Source organism: Geobacter sp. 60473, assembly GCF_036323535.1.
GTDB classification, from domain to species: Bacteria; Desulfobacterota; Desulfuromonadia; order Geobacterales; family Geobacteraceae; genus Geobacter; species Geobacter sulfurreducens.
Map to the genome: position 1 here is coordinate 576440 of NZ_AP028967.1, position 21204 is coordinate 597643.

Annotated in this window: 18 protein-coding genes and 1 riboswitch; of the genes, 17 read left to right on the plus strand and 1 reads right to left on the minus strand. The window is 66.4% G+C overall.

Features of this window, described 5'->3' with window-relative positions; genetic code table 11:
* Nucleotides 1–78: 78 nt before the first annotated feature.
* Nucleotides 79–181, minus strand: a riboswitch (SAM riboswitch).
* 252 nt (nt 182–433) lie between these two features.
* The 5 genes from AABA48_RS02585 (at nt 434) to AABA48_RS02605 (ending at nt 4303) form a co-directional block, all read left to right on the plus strand.
* A complete protein-coding gene (locus AABA48_RS02585; RefSeq protein ID WP_010943100.1) occupies nt 434–823 on the plus strand; it encodes a DUF948 domain-containing protein in 390 nt (129 codons plus the stop codon).
* Between the two features lie 5 nt (nt 824–828).
* Nucleotides 829–1140 carry a YtxH domain-containing protein gene (locus AABA48_RS02590; RefSeq protein ID WP_338270974.1) on the plus strand — a complete coding sequence of 104 codons (312 nt, stop codon included), beginning with the start codon at nt 829–831 and terminating at the stop codon, nt 1138–1140.
* Between the two features lie 76 nt (nt 1141–1216).
* On the plus strand, nt 1217–2533 hold the full coding sequence (locus AABA48_RS02595) for a YihY/virulence factor BrkB family protein (RefSeq protein WP_338270976.1): 1317 nt from the start codon (nt 1217–1219) through the stop codon (nt 2531–2533).
* A gap of 148 nt (nt 2534–2681) precedes the next feature.
* The gene (locus AABA48_RS02600; RefSeq protein ID WP_338270978.1) at nt 2682–4025 is read left to right on the plus strand and encodes a penicillin-binding transpeptidase domain-containing protein; all 1344 of its coding nucleotides are present in this window, start codon (nt 2682–2684) and stop codon (nt 4023–4025) included.
* A gap of 50 nt (nt 4026–4075) precedes the next feature.
* Complete coding sequence (locus AABA48_RS02605; RefSeq protein WP_338270979.1) at nt 4076–4303, plus strand: YkgJ family cysteine cluster protein; 228 nt, start codon at nt 4076–4078, stop codon at nt 4301–4303.
* Nucleotides 4304–4311: 8 nt separating this feature from the next.
* On the opposite strand, the gene AABA48_RS02610 is transcribed toward AABA48_RS02605, so the two are convergent.
* The gene (locus AABA48_RS02610; protein ID WP_286351985.1) at nt 4312–5034 is read right to left on the minus strand and encodes a UDP-2,3-diacylglucosamine diphosphatase; all 723 of its coding nucleotides are present in this window, start codon (nt 5032–5034) and stop codon (nt 4312–4314) included.
* A 68-nt stretch (nt 5035–5102) separates the two neighbouring features.
* Between AABA48_RS02610 and AABA48_RS02615 the strand changes: the two genes are divergently transcribed.
* The 12 genes from AABA48_RS02615 (at nt 5103) to AABA48_RS02670 (ending at nt 21204) form a co-directional block, all read left to right on the plus strand.
* On the plus strand, nt 5103–5543 hold the full coding sequence (locus AABA48_RS02615; protein ID WP_286352504.1) for a UPF0158 family protein: 441 nt from the start codon (nt 5103–5105) through the stop codon (nt 5541–5543).
* Nucleotides 5544–5578: 35 nt separating this feature from the next.
* The gene (locus AABA48_RS02620) at nt 5579–6619 is read left to right on the plus strand and encodes an AI-2E family transporter (protein WP_286351986.1); all 1041 of its coding nucleotides are present in this window, start codon (nt 5579–5581) and stop codon (nt 6617–6619) included.
* Between the two features lie 3 nt (nt 6620–6622).
* Entirely contained in the window at nt 6623–7675 is a 1053-nt protein-coding gene (locus tag AABA48_RS02625) for an AI-2E family transporter (protein ID WP_286351987.1), read from the plus strand.
* Entirely contained in the window at nt 7668–10061 is a 2394-nt protein-coding gene (locus tag AABA48_RS02630) for a heavy metal translocating P-type ATPase (RefSeq protein ID WP_338270981.1), read from the plus strand. The genes AABA48_RS02625 and AABA48_RS02630 overlap by 8 nt, the downstream gene beginning before the upstream one ends.
* Nucleotides 10062–10086: 25 nt before the next feature.
* Complete coding sequence (msrB, locus tag AABA48_RS02635; protein ID WP_010943090.1) at nt 10087–10500, plus strand: peptide-methionine (R)-S-oxide reductase MsrB; 414 nt, start codon at nt 10087–10089, stop codon at nt 10498–10500.
* A complete protein-coding gene (locus tag AABA48_RS02640; RefSeq protein ID WP_338270983.1) occupies nt 10497–11303 on the plus strand; it encodes an alpha/beta hydrolase family protein in 807 nt (268 codons plus the stop codon). Before msrB ends, AABA48_RS02640 begins: the two co-directional genes overlap by 4 nt.
* Entirely contained in the window at nt 11300–12739 is a 1440-nt protein-coding gene (locus tag AABA48_RS02645; protein ID WP_286351991.1) for a putative nucleotidyltransferase substrate binding domain-containing protein, read from the plus strand. Before AABA48_RS02640 ends, AABA48_RS02645 begins: the two co-directional genes overlap by 4 nt.
* A gap of 127 nt (nt 12740–12866) precedes the next feature.
* Nucleotides 12867–15551: a 2-oxoglutarate dehydrogenase E1 component gene (locus tag AABA48_RS02650; RefSeq protein WP_286351992.1), complete on the plus strand. Its 2685-nt coding sequence runs from the start codon at nt 12867–12869 to the stop codon at nt 15549–15551.
* A gap of 77 nt (nt 15552–15628) precedes the next feature.
* Nucleotides 15629–16873, plus strand: a complete 1245-nt coding sequence (odhB, locus tag AABA48_RS02655; RefSeq protein ID WP_338270984.1) for a 2-oxoglutarate dehydrogenase complex dihydrolipoyllysine-residue succinyltransferase — start codon at nt 15629–15631, stop codon at nt 16871–16873.
* Nucleotides 16863–17651 (plus strand): tetratricopeptide repeat protein, encoded by a 789-nt coding sequence (locus AABA48_RS02660; protein ID WP_338270985.1) that lies wholly within the window; start codon nt 16863–16865, stop codon nt 17649–17651. Before odhB ends, AABA48_RS02660 begins: the two co-directional genes overlap by 11 nt.
* A gap of 182 nt (nt 17652–17833) precedes the next feature.
* Nucleotides 17834–19252, plus strand: coding sequence for a dihydrolipoyl dehydrogenase (gene lpdA / locus AABA48_RS02665; protein ID WP_286351996.1), 1419 nt, complete (start codon nt 17834–17836; stop codon nt 19250–19252).
* A gap of 14 nt (nt 19253–19266) precedes the next feature.
* The gene (locus AABA48_RS02670; protein WP_286351997.1) at nt 19267–21204 is read left to right on the plus strand and encodes an aconitate hydratase; all 1938 of its coding nucleotides are present in this window, start codon (nt 19267–19269) and stop codon (nt 21202–21204) included.

A 21204-nucleotide genomic window follows, 5' to 3' on the forward strand; every position in this document is an offset into this window, starting at 1 on the left:
TGCGCGCGGCGGCGAAAATGAAAGGCCCCCTCCCGGGAAACGGGAAGGGGCCTGTACGCGTCGGTGGTCACAAGCTCCCTCTCATCGCTCCCTTTCGGGCAGGATTTAGCACCTGGCGTCCGCTGCCGGACCGGTTGCTGTGGTTTCACAGGGCCTTTCCCTCCACCACTCTTGATAAGAAGGTCTACTATTCTCTTTTGGTGAAGGATACGGAAGCCCCGGCCGGTTTGTCAACCGGATTTTGCCGCCAAGTTGCCGTATCTGCGTAAACGGCGAGCAATTCGTTTGCAAAAGCACGGGCCGTTGGCTATAGTTTACCGCACGCGGAAGCAGCAACGGCGGGGGCCGGGGGCCTGGCGGCAGATGGGTTCCTTGCAATCCCCCTCCCGTGCACTATACTGTTTCCCATTAAGACCGTGGAGGGATCGACTTCATGAGCATTGGCGCACTTGCCGTACTGGTAATGGCCTGCGCACTGGTTGTGCTGGTGGCGTTTCTCATTCCGACGCTGCTGGAGATCAGGAGAACCGCGGCAGAGTTCAGGAGCGTCATGGCCCAGGTGGGACAGGAGCTGAAGCCCCTCACCCAGGAGCTCCAGCAGACCCTTGCCGAGCTGAAGGTCGTCACCGAAGGGGTTGCCGAGCGGGTGGACGACGTGAAGGAATTCATGGAAGCCGTGGGCGACACCGGGCGCAACATCCGCACCATCAATGCCGTCATCGGCAGCGTGGCCCACGCGGCGGCGGCCTCCTCCGCCTGGAGCACCGGCGCCCGGGTGGCCGGAAAGTACCTCATGGAGCGACTCATCAAGAAAAGGGGGTAATTCGTATGTCTGAAGAAAGAGGAACGAGCGTCGGAACGGTATTCCTGTCATTCCTGGCCGGAGCTGCGGTGGGAGCGGGCCTGGGGCTTCTGCTCGCACCGAAGACCGGCAGGGAAATGCGCGAAAACATCTTGGATATGACCGATGAGGCCCTCGATAAGATCAAGGGCCTCACGAAAGAGGCCCAGTCCAAGATCAAGGATACCTACGAGGAAACCAAGGACCTCATCACCGAGAAGAAGACCATCATCACCTCCGCTATCGAGGCGGGGAAGGAAGCCATGGACCGGGAGCGCGAGAAGTTCAAGGAGATGTAGCCACTCCCGGCGCCTCACGAACAAGCCCACCCCGCGTGGGCTTTTTCGTGTGCGCTCCGGAGGGCGGAGGGCGCGGATGGAGAAGGGGTCAAAGAGCACATTCACCCGCTACCTGGATACGTTCCGGGCCATGGACACCGACGGGCTCGGGCCGGTCCGCGGCCGGCTGGTGGCCGCGCTCCAGGCGGCGGTGACCGCCGTGGGCAACTTCATGGACGACCAGTGCCTGCTGCACGCCTCGGCCCTGACCTATTCCACGCTCCTGTCGATCGTTCCCTTTTTTGCCCTTGCCTTCGCGGTCCTCAAGGGGCTGGGGGTGCAGAACACCCTGGAGCCCTTCATCCTCGACCAGGTCGCGGCAGGATCCCATGAAATCGTCGACCGGATCGTTACCTACATCAACAACACCAAGGTCGGCTCCCTGGGCGCCGTGGGCCTGGTGACCCTCATGGTGTCGGCCGTCACCCTGCTGGGGAACATCGAGGAAACCTTCAACTCCATCTGGGGGGTTCGGGAAACCCGGTCGCTCTTCCGGCGGTTCAGCGATTACCTGAGCGTGATGGTATTCGGCCCGATTCTCATCTTTGCCGCCATCAGCGCCACCACAACCCTCGAGAGCCAGAAGGCGGTCCAGTGGCTGATCGGCACCGCCTATCTGGGCGACGTGCTGGTGGCGGCTTTCCGACTGGTTCCCTATGTCAGCATCTGGCTCGCCCTAGTCTTCCTCTATATGCTCATCCCCAACACCAAGGTCCGTTTCCGCTCGGCCCTGGTGGGCGGGGTCATCGCCGGCACGCTCTGGCAGGCAGCCCAGTGGGGATATATCCACTTTCAGGTGGGTGTGGCCAAGTACAACGCAATTTACGGCACCCTCGCCGTGCTGCCGGTCTTCATGATCTGGCTCTATGCCAGCTGGTCGATCGTGCTGTTCGGCGTGGAGGTGGTCTACGCCCACCAGCATCGCCGCACCTTCCGGCACGAAACCCACATCCCCGACCTGGAGCCCGCCGCGCGCGAGCGCCTGGCCCTGGCCCTGCTGCTGGAGGTGTGCCGGACCTTTTTCCGCGATGGCGCGCCCTGGAACGCCGAGCGCCTGGCCGAACGGCTCGACGTTCCGGAGCGGACCGCACGGGAAACGCTGGACATGCTGGTCGCCAAGGGGTGGCTTGCCGAGAGCTGCGGCGAGGAAACCCTCTACCTCCCGGCCCGGGAACTGGAGCACATGCGGGTCCGGGAACTGATCGAGTCGCTCAGGGGGCACGCCATGCCCCTGGCGACCGGGCGGTTCGACCCGGCGGTGGAGTGGCTGGCCGCGAGAATGGAAGGGGCCGTGGCCGCAGAACTGGGGGAGGTGAACTTCAGGACCCTGGCCGAGGGGGACGAAGTGAATTAAATATGTTTCATGTTGTCTCGCCAACGGGCGCCGACATTGACAATGCGGGGCTTTTCCCTATATAGTGGCGGCAGTCTGCCATCCATTCAAGTGACCCCGCATCCGGGCCGGCGATGCCGGCCGCGATGTCCGTGCGAAATGAACATACATGCAGGATTTTAAACATTTAACGAGCAAGAAACGATTCTCCGCCTCCTCGTTCTTCACGTCGAGGAAGAACGACTCCCGCAATGCCTTCAAGAGGCTTGATGAGCCTCCTCCCCGCAAAAAACGTCTCCGCTTCCTGCTTCCCGTCATTGCCGCGCTCCTGGTCGCCTACCCGGTTCTGTCCCTTCTCCTCTCGGGCCGGCCCGCCGTTTCCAGTGTCCGCGAAGAGGCCCATCCGGGCAGGCTGAGCCTCAAGGACCTGGACACTTTCGGCGCCTTCCGCCTGGCCGCCGGCGCCTTCCCCACGGCTCGCGCCGAAGGGGGACGCCTCGTGGCCCCCCTCGCCGGCGGAGGCACGGTGGTGTATGCCATCAATGAAGAGGTCCAGCAGCGGGTCAAGGACGTCCTGACACAGTTCCAGGTCCCCTACGGGGTCTTTGTGGCGATGGAACCGCGCAGCGGCCGGATCCTGGCCATGGTGGCCCATTCCTCGGTCCTGCCGGGCTGGGAGCAGCAGGCGTTCTACGGCATCTACCCCATGGCGTCGCTGTTCAAGATCATTACCGCCACCGCTGCCCTCGAACAGGGCAAGGTCTCTCCCGACACCGTGATCCCCTTCAGGGGGGGGCTCTACTCGGAGAGTTCCCGCCACTGGAGCGACCTGCCCAAGCGGGGCGCCCAGGAGATGGATCTGACCACCGCCATGGGGAAATCGGTGAACCCGGTCTTCGGCCGGCTTGCCTGCGACGTGGCCGGGCGCGATTCGGTCCTTCGCTGCGCGGAGCGGTTCGGCTTCAACCATGCGCTGCTTCCCGGCACGCCCGTCCTGCCCAGCAAGGCCGAGCACCCCGCCACCGACGACGATCTGCGCCTCATGGGGGCCGGGCTCGGGCGCGAGGTGAAGATTTCGCCGCTCCATGCGGCGGTGCTGATGGCCACGGTTGCCAACGGCGGCACCATGCTCGTCCCCTCCCTGGCTGACGAGATCCGTGACCCGTCGGGAAAGGTCGCCTATACCCACCAGCCCCGGCCGCTGCGGACCGTGACCACGGCCGACGTTTCAGCGCAGCTCACGCGGATGCTGTCCTCCACCGTGACCACCGGCACTTCCCGCCGGGCGTTCCATGACCAGCGCGGTCGACCCAAGCTGGCGGACATCTCCATTGCCGCCAAGACCGGCTCCATCAACGGTACCGATCCCGAGGGTCACTACAGCTGGTTCGCCGCCTATGCTCCCACCGACAACCCGCAAATAGCCCTGGCAGCCCTCGTCATCAACCAGGACAAGTGGAAGATCAAGGCGTCCTACGTGGGCGAGCAGGCCCTGGAGGCCTTCTTCAAATAGGACGGGCGGCGGCGGTCGCCTGAAATCCGTAGCCAACGATCCGGGTTATTATGGACTGTCTCAGATGCGGTACCTGCTGCATCGCACCCGACATCAGCACGCTGGGCAAGCCGGTGGGCGTGCGTTGTCCCCATCTGGGCGAGGGTGGGCTGTGCGCCACCTACGACGAGCGGCCGGCGGTCTGCCGGGGGTACCGCCCCGACGAGATCTGCCGCCGGATTGCGGCGCCGACGCTGGAAGAGCGGGTGAAAAAGTACCGGGCGCTGTTCGGGGTCTAGCGGCGGGGTTACGGTGTTCCGTAGGTCTTCAGCGAAAGGGTGCCGTCGCTCCATTCGCCGTAGGTGTAGTGGGTGAGCCAGTCGCCCAGGGAGAGCAGGACCGTGCCGTCGTCGTTGCGATCGATGAACGGCTGGTGGAAGTGTCCGGCGACGACTGCGCGGCATCCTTCCCGGAAGCGCTCGGCGGCGAAGGCCCGGAGGATGGCGGCGTAGTCCCAGCGGTGCCGGCGCCGGCCGTGGTTTTTGCGGCTTTCCCGCGACATGCCCACGGCGATCCGGCAGGTCACGGCGGGGGGGACGATGCGGGTGGCCGCCCGCGTCAGGGAGCTGTGGAGGATGAACCGCAGGAGCCGGTAGGGATAGTCCTTCCGGTTCACCTCGTCCCCGTGGCAGAGATAGAACCGTTCCCCCTGGATGTCGATCACGGCTGGGCCCGGGTGGACCGTTGCCCGAAGCGTCTCCGTGAAAAACGGCCCCATGTGGAAGTCGTGGTTCCCTTCGAAGTACTCGATCCGGACCCCGCTGTCGACCAGCTCCCGCAGCCGGTCGAGAAGGGGGAGGTAGTGGGTGAAGGGGACCGGATCGTAGCCGATCCAGAACTCGAAGAGGTCACCGAGAATGTAGAGGGTGTCGACGTTGCCCCGGAGCCCGGCCAGGAACTCCATGAGCAGCCGGTAGTTTCGGTCCCCCGGCTGCCGCAGGTGGGCGTCGGCGATGAAGATTGCACGCATGGCGGCACTATAATCGAAAGGCCGCCAAAGGTAAAGGCGCGTTGAGGCGGGCGAGGCGTAAGGTGAACATGGGATTCATGCGCGACATTGAAATACTCTGGGATGATCTCCTGGAGGCGTTCGAAAATCCGGAAACGGCGCTGGCCTATTTTCTCGATCGGGAAACGGGCGATATCTTTGCCGTGCCGTCCGATTTCGACGATGACGATTTCTGGCGGGAGATGGAAGAGAGCGAGGACCGTTTCCTCCGCATCCCCGGCTTCGATTACGATCAGGAGCGGCTGCTGCTCCACGAGTTCATCAGGGGGCTCGGCAATGCAAGCCTCAAGGGGATGCTGCTGCGCTCCTTCGAGGGGAAAAAGCCCTACGGCCGGCTGGACGAGATCCTGTCGTTCTACCCCGAGGAGTTCGACCGCTACATGGCCATGAAGGAGGAGCTCATCTCCGACCGGGCCCGGCGGTGGCTGGAGGAGAACGACCTTTTCGGCGCCGAAGAGGAGGATTTCTGAGAGTGCCGCACGCCGGCGCCCCACAGGAGCGGATGATGGCTGACAAACAACCGGCGGTGAACAGGGTCGTGGCGGCGCTGCTGGTGGGCGGGGCGCTGATCGCCGCAGGCTATGCGATCAGGCATACGGTCTCCTGTTTTCTCCTGTCCTTCGTCACCGCCTATCTCCTGGACCCCATCCTGGTGGTGATGGAGCGTCGCGGCGTACGCCGCCCCTGGGGCATCCTCTTCCTCTACGCGCTTCTCGCGGTCTTTTCCGTCTTCTTCCTTATCGTGCTCGTACCGTTTCTCAGCCTGCGCTGGGAGGCGTTCATCACCGGGCTCCCCGCCTATCTCCAGAAGGGGAAGCAGATCGTGTTCGCCTGGAAGAGCCGGGCGGTCCCTCCCTATGCGGTGGATGAGTGGCGCTGGCTCTTCGATACCGCCGCCGGCCAGGCCGACAAGCTGCTGGCCAAGCTCGGCGCGGGGGTCTACGCCGCGGCCGAGGGGCTCGTCTTCAATCTTTTCAACCTGGTGCTCGCGCCGATCCTCGTGTTCTTCATGCTCTGGTACAAGAAGGAGTTCATGGAGACAACGGCGGCGTGGCTCCCCGCGTCCCGCCGCGAGGTCATCCTGGCCCTGGGGCGGGAGGTCAACGAGAGCATCGGCGGCTATATTCGCGGCCAGTTCATTGTCTCGGTCATCGTGGCGGTCCTGTCCACGGTGGCGCTCTTCGTCATCGGCATCGACTATCCCATCGTCAACGGCATGTTCGCGGGGCTCGCCTCGGTTCTCCCCTTCATCGGGGTCATCCTGGCAACCCTGCCGCCCCTGTTCTTCGCCTACGTCCAGTACGAGAGCGGCATGGTGCTCCTCCAGGTGATCGGCGCCTTTTCGGTCATCTACTTTCTGGAAGGCTACCTGGTGAAGCCGCTGGTCTTCAAGGAGTCCATGGACCTGAACCCCCTGGTGACCATCATCGTGGTCATGGTGTTCGGCGAACTCATGGGTTTCTGGGGCATCCTGCTGGCCATTCCCATTGCCGCCGCCGTGCGTGCCGCCGCCGACCACCTCCGTCGCGGCGATTTCCGGAGCTAGGCGGTGCGCCCCCGCGACGCGGCCCATATCGCCTGGTTCCTGGCCATAACCTTCGGGCTGGTGCTCCTGGCGGGCCATTTCGCCGTCCACTCCCTGTCGGCGGTCCTCACCTCGCTGGTCATTGCCTATCTTCTCAATCCGGCCATGAAATTCATGGAGGCCAAGGGGCTGGGGCGGCTGCCGGCCATTGCCGTGCTCTATCTCGCCATTGCCGTGGGAATCCTCCTGGCCCTGATCCTCCTGATCCCCTACCTCAGCCACCAGCTGGAGGCCTTCCCCCGGGCGGTCCCCCGCTACGTGGATAATCTGCAACTGGTCATGGAGACGTGGAAGGGTCGCCTTACCCCCTATTACGGCGGCGAGGAGGGAACCTGGCTCATCGCCCGGGCCGAGGAATCCCTGAAGAAGCTGGCCCTTGAGCTCACGGGCAAGGGATACCAGCAACTCACGCGGGCCTTCTTCGGTCTCTTCAACCTGGTGCTCGCCCCGATCCTCGTTTTCTTCATGCTCTACTACAAGGATTTTGTGAAGGACTTGGTCCTCCGGTTCGTCCCCCACCGGGAGCGGCCGTCGTTCCGGGAGATGGGAGGACGGATCAAGCGGTCCCTGGAGCGCTTTATCCTGGCGCAACTCCTGGACTGCGTCATCGTGGGTATCCTGTCGGCTCTGGCCCTCTACGCCATCGGCATCGAGTTTCCGCTGCTCAACGGACTGGTGGCCGGATTCGCGTCGGTGGTCCCCTTTGTGGGGGTGATGGTGGCGGTGATCCCGCCGGCCCTGATCGGCTATGCGGAAACCGGCGACATGTCGGTGATCCCCCTGGTCTGCGCGGCATATTTCGTGATCAGCGTTATCATAGAAGGGAACCTCATCAAGCCGCTCCTCATGCGGGGGACTTTGCGGCTTAACCCCCTGGCGGTCATCTTTGTCCTCATGGCCATGGGCGAGCTCATGGGCTTCTGGGGGGTGGTGCTGGCGGTGCCGGTGGCGGCAGTGGTGAAGATCTGCGCGGCCGAGCTGCGGGGATACCTGACGGAGGGACATCCGAATGCGTAAGGTCTTGTTTCCCATCACCGGCATGAGCTGCGCCGGGTGCGCGGCCCGGATCGAGAAGGAGCTGGGCGGCGTGGCAGGCATTGCCTCGGCCCTGGTCAACTTTGCCACCGCCGAGCTGTCCGTGGAGTTCGACGAACGGGTGATCGACGAGGACGCCGTGGCGGCGCGGGTGGAGGCCCTGGGCTACGGCGTGGTGCGCACGACGGCCGGGGAGCTGCGTTTCGGCGTGCGGGGGCTCCACTGCGCCTCCTGCGTGGCGAACCTGGAGAAAAAGCTCCTGGCCGACCCGGCCGTGTCCGCCGCCGTGGTGAACCTGGCCCAGGAGGAGGCCCTGGTCCGGTTCGATCCCTCCCGCCTGGGCAAGGCTGACATCTTCGCCCTGGTGGTGGCCGCGGGGTACACCCCCGTGGAGCCCGACGCGGAAGGGGGGGAGGCCGCCGCGGAGCTGAAAAGCCAGCGGAACTGGTTCGTTGCCAGCCTGCTCCTGTCGCTCCCCATCATGGCCACCATGACCCTCCACGACAACCGGGCCGTGGGCTGGATGAACCTGGTCCTGGCCAGCGCGGTCCAGTTTTCGGCCGGCCTCACCTTCTACCGGGGGAGCTGGTTCGCCCTGAAAAACCGCAGCGCCAACATGGACGTGCTGGTGGCCCTGGGCACCTCGGCCGCCTATTTCTACTCTCTCTTCGCCTTTTTCGGGGCCTTCGGCGAGCATGGCGGCCACGTGTTCTTTGAGACCTCGGCCATGCTCATCGCCTTCATCCGCCTGGGCAAGTACCTGGAAGCCCGGGCCCGGGGCAAGGCGGGGGAAGCCCTGAAAAAGCTGCTGCGGCTCCAGGCGGACAAGGCGCGACTGGTGACCGGCGACCAAGAGCGGGAAGTCCCCGCGTCGGCGGTGCGGGTGGGCGACCTGGTGCGGGTACGTCCCGGCGAGACGATCCCCGTGGACGGGGAGGTGGTGGAGGGAACCTCGTCGGTGGACGAGTCCATGGTGACCGGCGAGTCGATCCCGGCGGACAAGGGGCCGGGGGCCGCGGTCACCGGGGCCACGGTGAACCGCAGCGGCGTGCTCCTGGTGCGGGCCACCCGGATCGGCGAGGAAACGCTTCTCTCCCAGATCGTGCGGATGGTGCGGGAGGCCCAGGCGGACAAGGCGCCGATCCAGCGTTTCGCCGACCGGGTGTCCGGGGTCTTCGTGCCGGTGGTGATCGCCCTGTCGGCCCTCACGTTCGCCCTCTGGTTCTGGGGGCTCCACCAGGAGTTCCTCTTTGCCTTCAAGCTGGCCATCTCCGTGGTGGTCATCGCCTGCCCCTGCGCCATGGGGCTCGCAACCCCCACCGCCATCATGGTGGGGAGCGGGGTGGGGTTGTCGCGGGGGATTCTGGTCAAGCGGGGCTCGGTGCTGGAGAACATCTCCCGGGTCCAGGCGATTCTGCTGGACAAGACCGGCACCCTCACCCGAGGCGAACCCTCCCTCACCGACCTGGTGCCGGCGCCGGGGGTGACGGAGGAGCGGCTGCTGGCGGTGCTGGCCGCGGCCGAATCCCGCTCGAACCATCCCCTGGCCCAGGCGGCGGTAAGCGGCGCCGCCGGACGGGGCGTGGTACCGGCGCCGGTGGACGGCTACCGGGAGACCGAAGGGGGAGGCGTGGCCTGCGTCCTGGACGGTGAACCGGTAACGGCCGGCAGCGCCCGGTTCCTGGCCGGGGCGGGCATCGACACTTCGCCCCTGGAGCAGGCCGCATCCCGGCTGGCCGGGGAGGGGAAATCGCTCATCCTCGTGGCCGAAGCGGGACGCCTGCTGGGGGTGGCGGCCCTGGCCGACCGGCTCAAGGAGAGCTCGCCCCGGGCCGTGGCCGAGCTGAAGCGAATGGGGATAGCCACCTGCATGATCACCGGCGACCACCGGGAGGTGGCGGCCGCCGTGGCCCGGGAGGCGGGGGTTGACAGCTTCGAGGCCGAAGTCCTGCCGGGCCGCAAGGAGGAAATCGTGCGGGAGTACCAGGCAAAGGGGTACTTCACTGCCATGGTGGGCGACGGGATCAACGATGCCCCGGCCCTGGCCCGGGCCGACGTGGGGATCGCCATCGGCGGCGGCACCGACGTGGCCAAGGAGACCGGCGACGTGATCCTGGTGCGGGACGACCTCATGGATGCCGTGCGCGCCATCCGCCTGGGGCGGGCGACCCTGGCCAAGGTGAAGCAGAATCTCTTCTGGGCCCTGTTCTACAACATCCTCGGCATCCCCGTGGCCGCCGGGGTCCTCTACTATCCGCTGGGGATCACGCTCCGGCCCGAATTCGCCGGGCTTGCCATGGCCTTTTCCTCGGTGTCGGTGGTGACCAACTCGATCCTGCTCCGCCGGGTGGGAAAGAAGCTGGGCTAAGGAGCAGGGAGCACGGAGGCGCATCATGAAAAGGAAGATCGAGAAAACCGATGCCCAGTGGCGCGGACAGCTGACCCCGGAGCAGTACGAGATCACCCGCCGCAAGGGGACCGAGCCGGCTTTTACCGGCGCCTACTGGGACTGCCACGACAGGGGGACTTACCGCTGCGTCTGCTGCGGCGCGCCCCTGTTCGACTCCGCGGACAAGTTCGACTCCGGCACCGGCTGGCCCAGCTTCACCGCTCCCCTGGACGGAGACGGGGTGGAGAGCGAGGAGGACCGGAGTTTCTTCATGCACCGGACCGAGGTCCACTGCGCCTCCTGCGGCGCCCACCTGGGGCACCTGTTCCCGGACGGCCCGGCCCCCACCGGCCGGCGCTACTGCATCAACTCGGCATCGCTCGTACTCGACCGGGCCGGCGAGGGGGAGAAGGAATGATCTCGCGCCGCCTCCGTTTCCCCGGCGGCCGCGGCGCGGAACTTTCCGGCATCCTCGATCTGCCGGAGGGGCGGGAACCGGTCGCCTTCGCCCTCTTTGCCCACTGCTTCACCTGCTCCAAGGAACTGAAGTCCGTGGTCGCCATCAACCGGGTGCTCACGGAGCAGGGGATCGGCGTGCTCCGCTTCGATTTCACCGGCTTGGGGGAGAGCGGGGGGGACTTCAGCGAAACCGGTTTCACCTCCACCGTGGACGATCTGCTGGCTGCCGCCTCGTTCCTGGAGCGCTCCCATGCCGCTCCCAGCCTGCTCATCGGCCATTCCCTCGGCGGCACCACCTGCCTTGCCGCGGCCGGAGCCATCAAGGGCTGCCGGGCGGTCGTGGTCATCGGCTCACCGGCGAGCCCGGCGGGGCTGCGCCACCTCTTCACCGGCAAGGAGGACGAACTGGCGCAGAACGGCTCGGCCCAGGTCATGGTGGCCGGCCGCCCCTTCCGACTCGGCCGCTCGTTCCTGGACGACGTGACCGGCGTCCGCCTGGAGGGGGCCATCGCCACCCTCGGCGTTCCGCTCCTCATACTCCATGCCCCCGACGACCGGGTGGTGGGCTTCCACCACGCCGAGCGGATCTTCTCCCTGGCCCCCCAGCCCAGGAGCCTGGTGGCCCTGGACCGGGCCGACCATCTGCTCCTGGCCGAGGAGGACGCCCGCTATGCCGCCGGCATCATCGCCGCCTGGGCCGTCAGGTACCTGTCCCCCGGCCCTGGAGCCGGAGGTCATCACTTCCTTGGAGTAGCGCCATGACCGAAGAAAACTTCATGTTTCAGCCGGTAGGAACGTTTTGTCAGCGACAGGTGGTGACCTGTGCGCCCGGCGACCGGCTCGTGGACGTGGCCGCCACCATGAGCGAGCGCAACATATCCAGCGTGGTGGTCTGCAAGGGGGATACCCCGGCCGGGATTGTCACCGACCGGGACCTGCGGAACAAAGTCGTGGCCCGGGGCGCCGACTGCCACGCCATGACCGCCGGAATGATCATGAATGCTCCCCTCATAACGGTGGGTGAGGACGACTCTATCTTCGAGGCGCTGCATCGCATGTCGCGTAGCGGCATCCACCGGGTCTGCGTGGTCGACGGGGCCGGCCGCCTCACCGGGATAATCACCGATTCAGACATCCTGCGGCTCCAGAGCCGCTCCCCCCAGCAGATGGTCCGGGAGATCGAGGAGGCCTGCTCCGTGGCCGACCTGGAGAAACTCCACGTCCGGGTTCAGAACCTGGTGGTGCATCTCGCCGGAACAGGGGTGCCGACCAGGGACTTGGTCCGGATGATAGCCCACCTCAACGACCAGATCCTGGTGCGTCTCATAACGCTGCTGCGACGGGAGCGCTACCCCGACCTGACGGACCGCTTCGCCTTCATCGTGCTGGGGAGCGAGGGGCGCCAGGAGCAGACTCTCACCACCGACCAGGACAATGCCATTGTCTACGCCGACGACCTCTCTGAAACCGACGTCAGGCGCCTCGAAGCCTTTTCCCTCGACCTGATCGACAATCTCGTCGCCATCGGGGTTCCTCCCTGCCCCGGCGGCATCATGGCCCGAAACGGAGCCTGGCGCCGGAGCCTCAGCCAGTGGCGCGCAGTGCTGGATCAGTGGCTCTCGGCACCCACTCCGGAGAACATCCTCAACAGCAGCATGTTCATGGACATGCGCTTAATCGACGGTGATCACTCCCTGGAACAGGCGCTGAAGCCCCACATCGCCGGCCGGCTTGCGGGCGACACCGCCTATCTGGCCCACATGGGTGCCAACGTGGTCCGGTTCACACCTCCCCTCGGCATGTTCGGCAGGATCAAGGTGGAGCGCAGCGGCGATCACCGGGGGTGTGTGGACCTGAAAAAAGCGGGAATCTTCGCCATCACTGAAGGGGTGAAGATCCTGGCCCTGGAGGCAGGACTCCCCCGCGGGGGGACGTGGGAGCGCCTCCAGTCCCTGGTCACGGCAGGCACGTTCACCGCCAAGGAAGCGGAGGACCTGGAGGAGAGCTTCAACTTCCTCGTCCTGTTGCGGCTGAGGGGCCAGGTGGAAGCAATTCGGCAGGGTCTCACGCCCACCAACCACATCCCCCTCGACCACCTCAACCGTATGGAGCAGGGCCGCCTGCGGCTCGCCTTCGAGGAGGTCCGTACCCTTCAGGCGTTCATGGCCCGCCGCTTCCGGCTCGATCTCTTTACCTGACCCTGCCGGCCCCGAGCCGGCCGACGCGCCTCTCCACCGATGTTCTGCCCCGCGTACGCCGGCCCGCTTTGAAACCACTCCCCCCTTTGTTATACTTATCCGCGTCACTTCAACCAAGGACGCTGTCATGACCTTTGCCGCAGGGGCCGACCCCGAGTTCATCGAATCCCTTTTCCAATCCTGGCAGGCCGATCCCGCGTCGGTTTCCGCCGAGTGGCGCGCGTTTTTCACCGGCTACGAGCTGGGGCGCGGCGAGCCGTCGGCCGAATGCCCCACCCCCGAGCTGGCCGCCAAGCAGTCGGCGGTCGACTCTCTCATCTATCGCTACCGCGACCTGGGCCACCTGCTGGCCTGCACCGATCCCCTCTCTCCCTGCAAGCTGGAACACCCGCTCCTGGCGCTGGAGCAGTACGACCTGGACCAGTCGGACCTGGACCGTACCTTCCGGGCGCGCCGTTTCCTCAAGAGCGTGGCGACGTTGCGGGAGATTCTGGCAACGCTCCGGGAGACCTACTGCCGTTCCGTGGGTGTGGAGTTCATGCACATCCAGGACCCTGCCGAGCGGACCTGGCTGATCGAGCGGATGGAGCCGGTCCGGAACCGGCCGCCTGTTTCCCCGGACCAGAAGCTGCGCATCCTCGAGAAGCTCAGGGAGGCGTCCCTGTTCGAGGAGTTCCTGCACCGGAAATTCCTGGGGCAGAAGCGCTTTTCCCTTGAGGGAGGGGAGGCGCTGATTCCCGCCCTGGATGCCGTGGTGGAACGCGCGGCCCGGCTCGGCGTGGATGACCTGGTGCTCGGCATGGCCCACCGGGGACGGCTGAACGTTCTGGCCACCATCATCGGCAAGCCGGTGGAAAATATCTTTGCCGAGTTCGCCGACAACGTGGAACTGGCGTTCGTGGGCGACGGCGACGTGAAGTACCACAAGGGGTTCTCCAGCGACCGCCGGTTCGCCGACGGCAGCAGCATCCACCTGACCCTGGCCTTCAACCCCTCGCACCTGGAGGCGGTGGACCCGGTGGTGGAGGGGAAATGCCGGGCCCGCCAGGACGCCCGGGGGGCGGGAGGGGACAAGCGGGTCCTGCCGGTGCTGATCCACGGCGACGCCGCCTTTGCCGGCCAGGGGGTGGTGGCCGAGACCCTGAACCTGTCGCAGCTTGAAGGATACCGGACCGGCGGCACTCTCCACATCGTCATCAATAACCAGATCGGCTTCACCACGGTCCCGGCGGATGCCCGCTCGTCCCTCTACGCCACCGACACGGCCAAGATAGTGGCGGCGCCGGTGTTCCACGTCCACGGCGAAGATCCCGAGGCGGCGGTCCACGTGATGGAACTCGCCCTGGAGTACCGGCAGACCTTCGGCCGCGACGTGGTGGTGGAGATCATCTGCTACCGCCGGCACGGCCACAACGAGGGGGACGAGCCCTACTTCACCCAACCGGGCATGTACGGCCGGATCAAGGACCGGCCGCCGGTCCACGAGCTTTACGCTGACCGGCTGGCAGAGGAGGGGATTCCCCGGGACCGGCTCGACGCCATGACCGCAGCCATTGCCGGGCGGCTGGAGGAATCCCTCGGCGCCCCTCCGCGTCCCGTGGCCGGCGGCTTCGAGGGGAAGTGGGGAGAGTACCGGCGGGACTATTCGCCCGCCAAGGTCGATACCGGCGTGGACGCGGCGCGGCTGCGGCAGCTGGCCGAGGGGCTGGCCGGCGTGCCCGAGGGCTTTTCCGCCCACCCCAAAGTGGCAACCATCCTCCAGCGGCGGCTCAAGGCCGTGCAGGCGGGCGAAGGGATCGACTGGGGCAATGCCGAGACCCTGGCCTACGGGACGCTTCTGGCCGAGGGAACCTCCATCCGCCTGTCCGGGGAGGATTCCCGGCGCGGCACCTTCGGCCACCGCCATGCAGTGCTCCACGACATGAACACCGAAGCATTCCACGTGCCCCTGGACGGCGCTGCTACCGGCGGTGCGGTCTTTCGCGCCTGGGACAGCATGCTCTCCGAGTTCGCGGTCCTGGGCTACGAATACGGCTATTCGGTCCAGTCCCCCGAGATGCTCGTCATCTGGGAGGCCCAGTTCGGCGACTTCGCCAACGGCGCCCAGGTCATCATCGACCAGTTCATCGCCGGCGGCGAGTCCAAGTGGGAGCGGGTGAGCGGCCTCGTCATGCTCCTGCCCCACGGCTACGAAGGGCAGGGGGCGGAGCATTCCAGCGCCCGCATCGAACGCTATCTCCAGCTCTGCGCCGACGACAACCTCCAGGTGGTCTACCCCTCCACCCCGGCCCAGCTCTTTCATCTGCTGCGGCGGCAGGTGAAGCAGCCGTTCCGCAAGCCCCTGGTGGTTTTCACCCCCAAGAGCCTGCTGCGCCATCCCCGCTGCGTCTCCCGGCTGGAAGAGCTGTCCGGCGGCTGGTTCCGGGAGGTGATCCCCCCCGTTGCCGACCCTGAAAAGATCCGGCGACTCCTGCTCTGTTCCGGCAAGATCTACTACGAGCTGCTGGAGCGGATGGAGCGTGACGCGGTGGCCGACACGGCCATTGTCCGGATCGAACAGCTCTATCCCCTGCGGACCGACCTGCTGCGGGAGGCGGTGGCGCCCTTCCGGGGGGCCGGGAGCATCGCCTGGGTCCAGGAGGAGCCCCGCAACATGGGTGCCTGGAGCTTTCTCCGGCCCCACCTGGCTGATCTTTTCGGTCGCGAGCCCCGTTACGTGGGGCGGCCCGACAACGACGTCCCCGCCGTGGGGTCGCACCGGCTGCATGGGGTGGAGCAGGAACGGGTCGTCACGGAGGCGCTCGCGGTATAGGCGTTCCCCCTCACCGGGGGCCGGTTCACGCATCGTGATAGGTGCTGATCGGCAGCACTGTTTCAACGGAGAATTCCATGGAAATCAAAATACCATCGGTGGGTGAATCGGTATTCGAGGCCCTGGTGGCCACGTGGCTCCGCCAGGACGGCGATGCGGTCCGCAAGGACGAGCCGGTCTGCGAGATCGAGACCGACAAGATCACCATGGAGCTTAACGCTGAGGCCGACGGGGTTCTCTCCATCGCGGTGCCGGCCGGGACCACGGTGAAGATCGGCACGGTCATCGGCACCATTCGCGAAGGCGCTGCCGCCCCTGGTGCCGAGTCGCCGGCCCCGGCACAGGTCGCTGCCCCTGCGCCCGCCGCAGAGCCCCCCCTTTCCCCGTCGGTGCGCAAAATGGCGCGGGAGCGGGGGATCAGCCCCGAGGCGGTGCCCGGTACCGGCCGGGGAGGGCGGGTGACAGTGGATGATCTCTTCTCCTTTGCCGAAAAGCGGGAGCAGGTGGCGCCGTCTCCGGCCCCTGCGCAGTCGGTGGCTCCGTCGCCGGCCGCTCCCCAGCCTCCCGCGCAGCAGCCCCGGCCACCGGCAGAACAGCCCCGCCAGTCCGAGCCGCCGGAGGCCGATCGCACCACCCGCACCCCCATGACCCCCATCCGCAAGCGGATCGCGGAACGTCTCATGGCGGCCCGCCAGCAGACCGCCATGCTCACCACCTTCAACGAGGCCGATCTGGGGCGCATCGTGGAGTTGCGTGCCCGCCACAAGGAGCAGTTCGCCAGGCGGCACGGGGTATCCCTGGGGTTCATGTCGTTCTTCGTCAAGGCCTGCGTGGAGGCCCTGAAAGCCTTTCCCCTGGTGAACGCCCGCATCGACGGCAACGACATCGTCCGGCACCACTACTACAACATCGGCATCGCCATCGGCGCGGACAAGGGGCTGGTGGTGCCGGTGCTCCGGGATGCGGATCGCCTCCATTTCTGGGAGATCGAACAGGCTATCGCCGCCTTTGTCGAAAAGATCAAAACCAACCGGCTCGAACTCTCGGACCTGGAGGGGGGCACCTTTTCCATAACCAACGGCGGGGTGTACGGATCGCTCCTCTCGACTCCCATCCTCAATCCGCCCCAGAGCGGGGTGCTCGGCATGCACGCCATTCAGGACCGTCCCGTGGCGCGGGACGGGCAGGTGGTCATCCGGCCCATGATGTACCTGGCCCTGTCCTACGACCACCGGATCATCGACGGCCGCGAAGCGGTGGGATTCCTGCGCACGGTGAAAGAGTATGTGGAAGATCCGGAGGAGCTGTTCCTTGAGGGGTAGGGTTGCGGTCATGGTGTGCCGGGTCGTGACGGCACTGGCCCTGTCGATGCTGGCGGTTGCGCCGGTGCCGGCCGCTTCCCGTGCGGCAAAGGGCACAAAGGCCGCAAAGGCTGCCAACGGGTATGCCGCCACCCAGGCCGCGGCCCGGCGAGGGGATGCCAAAGCGGCCTTCAGGCTCGCGCTGATGCACCTGGACGGTAACGGGGCGCCGCGCAAGCCGACAGAGGCGGCGCGGTACATGAAAATGGCGGCCGAGCGCGGCCACGCGCGGGCCCAGTACTATCTGGGCACCTTCTACCACGAGGGGACCGGGGTCAAGCGCGACAGCGCGGCCGCAGCCCTCTGGATCGGCAAGGCGGCCGCGGGGGGCGATGCCGAGGCCCAGTACGCGTACGGCATGGTCCTCCTCTCCGGTGACGGCGTGCCCGTGGACAAGGTCCGGGCCATCGAGTGGCTGGGCAAGGCATCCCGCCAGGGGAACGAAGGCGCCCGGGACGTGCTCCAGGAGCTGGTCGCCTTCCAGGGACGGCCGACGGAAATCCGCGCCCTGGAGCCGAGCATTTCCGCCGCCGGCCCCGCTCACCGGCCGGAGGCGGGCACCACGGGGGCGCGCCTCGAAGGCAAGGGGGTAGTCCTGGACCAGGGCGAGTTCAGCCTCAAGTTCTCCATGCCCGGGCTGGGAAACACCGGTGACCCCTACCGGACCACGACCGACGAGAAGCTCTGGGAGCATCTGCAGGGGGGGAGCTTCGAGATCATCTACCGGCCGGGGAAGTAGCCGGGCTGTGTCGCCGATGGTTCGCGGAGGGGGCGACGTTTCAACTGGCTGAGGTCGTGACATGTTCACCCCCCTGCTCGCGTTGCTCGCTTCCCCCCTACAAAGTAGGGGGGATTGAGGGGGGTGCTCTGTGCTTAACGGTTTTTTCAGGATAACTCTACTTCGCTCCGGGAGGATTTCCCATGGCTGACCAAACCTTCGACCTCATCGTCATCGGCGCCGGACCCGGCGGCTACGTGGCCGCCATCAGGGCGGCCCAGCTCGGCATGACCGTGGCGGTGGCGGAACAGCGCGAAACCCTCGGCGGGGTCTGCCTCAACGAGGGGTGCATCCCCAGCAAGGCGCTCCTGGACTCATCGGAGCTCTTTGCCCAGGCCCGGGACGGCTTTGCCGGCCACGGCATCCTGATTGACCCCCCGCGGCTCGACCTGGCGCGGATGATGGCCCGCAAGGACGATGTGGTGAAAAAGCTCACCGACGGCATCGCCTATCTCTTCAAGAAGAACCGGATAACCTGGCTGAAGGGGGCGGCCCGCCTGGCGGGCAGGAACGGCGACCTCCTGCGGGTGGAGGTGGGCGGCAACGGGACGGCGCCCGCGCACCTGCTGGAGGCCGGCAAGGTGCTCCTTGCCACCGGCAGCGAGGCGGTGCCGGTACCGGGCCTCGCCTTTGACGGGGAGACCGTGGTCTCCGCCCGGGAAGCCCTGGCCTTCGACCGGGTGCCGGAGCATCTGCTGGTGGTGGGGGCCGGCTACATCGGGCTGGAGCTGGGGTCGGTCTGGCGCCGGCTCGGCAGCCAGGTGACCGTGGTGGAGGTGCTGGCCAAGCCGCTCCCCGCCACCGACGGCCAGGTGGCCGACGCTCTGGTGCGCTCCCTGAAGAAGCAGGGGATCTCCTTCCGCATGGAGACACGGGTGACCGGCATCGAGAAGCGGGAGGGCACGGCCGTGGTCACGGTGGAATCGTCCGCCGGCGGGCGCGACGCCATCGCCTGCGACCGGGTCCTGGTGGCCGCCGGCCGCCGCCCCGTCATGGCCGGGCTCGGCCTCGAACCCTTCAATCTCGCCATGGAGGGGGGGCGCATCCGGGTGGACGACAACTACCTGACCTCGGCCCCGGGGATCTACGCCATCGGCGACCTGATCCACGGACCCATGCTCGCCCACAAGGCCATGGCCGAGGGGGAAGTCTTCGCCGAGCGCCTGACCGGCGAGGCGTCGGTCGTGGACTACGAATACATCCCTGGTATCGTATATACGTGGCCCGAGGCGGCCGGCGTCGGCCTGACCGAAGAGCAGCTCAAGGAGCAGGGGATTCCCTATGCCGCGGGCCGGTTCAATTTCATGGCCAACGGCCGGGCACGCTGCATGGGGGAAACCGAAGGATTCGTGAAGATCCTGGCCAAGCCCGACACTGGCCGGGTCCTGGGTATCCATGTGGTTGGCCCCCGCGCCTCGGACCTCATCACCGAGGCGGTCACCGTCATGACCTACGGTGGCAGCGCCGCCGACATCGCCATGACCTTCCACGCCCACCCGACCCTCGCCGAGGCCATGAAGGAAGCGGCCCTGGACGTGGAGAAACGGGCGATACATGCGTAACTAAGGAGATCCCCATGGGCAAGAACCTCGCAACCAAAATCCTCGAAGCGCACCTCGTGAAGGGCGAACTGACGCCGGGCACCGAGATCGCGCTCAAGATCGACCACGCGCTCCTCCAGGACGCCACCGGCACCATGGCCATGCTGGAGTTCATCGCCATGGGGGTGGACCGGGTCAAGGTGGAGCTGGCGGCCCAGTACATCGACCACAACCTGCTCCAGACCGACAACCGCAACGCCGACGACCATGTCTTCCTCATGACCGCAGCCCAGCGGTTCGGCGTCCACCTTTCCAAGCCGGGCAACGGGGTCTCCCACCAGGTGCACCTGGAGCGCTTCGGCGTGCCGGGCAAGACCATGCTGGGAGCCGACTCCCACACCACCTCCGCCGCCGGGCTCTCCATGATCGCCATCGGCGCCGGGGGGCTCGACGTCTCCCTGGCCATGGCGGGGCACCCGTTCCACCTTCCCTGCCCGAAGATCTGGGGGGTGAAGCTCACGGGACAGCTCCAGCCCTGGGTTTCGGCCAAGGACGTGATCCTTGAGATGCTGCGCCGCCACACCGTGAAGGGGGGCGTGGGCAAGATCATCGAATACTACGGCCCCGGCGTGGCGACCCTCTCGGCAACGGACCGGGCCATCATCGGCAACATGGGGGCGGAGCTGGGGGCCACCACCTCCCTCTTCCCCTCGGACCACCGGACCCGCGAGTTCCTGGAGGCCCAGGGCCGCGCTGAGGTATGGCAGGAGCTTTCGGCCGATCCGGACGCCGCCTACGACGAGTACGAGGAGATCGATCTCGCCACGGTGGAGCCCCTCATCGCCTGCCCCTCGTCGCCGGACAACGTGGTGCGGGTGGCCGACATCGAAGGGCTCAAGGTGGATCAGGTGCTCGTGGGGAGTTCCGCCAACTCCGCCTTCCGGGACCTGATGACCGTCTGCCGCATCCTGGACGGCCGCCGCGTGGCCTCCCACGTCTCCTTCAACGTGAACCCCGGCAGCCGCCAGGTGCTGGAGAACGTGGCCGACCAGGGAGGGGTGATGATGCTCCTCCTGGCCGGTGCCCAGATCCACCAGCCCGGCTGCCTCGGCTGCATCGGCATGGGGCAGGCGCCGGGCACCGACCAGGTGAGCCTGCGCACCTTCCCCCGCAACTTTCCCGGCCGCAGCGGAACGAAGAATGACAAGGTCTATCTCTGCTCCCCCGAAACGGCAGCCGCCGCCGGCATCTTCGGCGTGGTCACCGACCCCCGCAAGCTGGGCGACCTCATGGCGTGGCCCAATGTGCAGAACCCCGCCAAATACGTCCTGGACGACTCCAGCATCATCTTCCCCCTGCCGCCCGACGAGGCGAAGCAGGTGGAGATCGTTACCGGTCCCAACATCGTCCCGTTCCCCAATTTCGAGGATCTGCCGGAATCCCTGGAGGCGGAGGTCATCCTCACCGTGGGGGACAACATCTCCACCGATACCATCATGCCCGCCGGCAACAAGGTGCTCCCCTACCGGAGCAACGTCCCGGCCATCAGCCAGTTCGTGTTCGAGCAACTGGACCCCGAGTTCCACAAACGGGCCAGGGAGAAGGGGAACGGCGTGGTCATCGGCGGCGAGAACTACGGTCAGGGGTCGAGCCGTGAGCACGCGGCCCTGGCTCCCCGCTACCTGGGCATTCGCGCCAAGATCGTCAAGAGCTTCGCCCGGATTCATAAGGCCAATCTGGTGAACTTCGGCATCCTGCCGCTTACTTTCAAGAATCCCGCCGACTATGACTTCCTGAAACAGGGGGACCGGCTGGAGTTCCCCGACGTGCGCCGGCTCGTGGCCTCCGGGGCCGTGGAGATACCGGTGCGGGCGGGCGGGAAGGAAATCGTCACCCTGCTGGAGGTCTCGGAACGGCAGCGGCAGGAGCTGCTGGCCGGCGGGACATTGAACTACGTGAAACGGAGCGCCTGA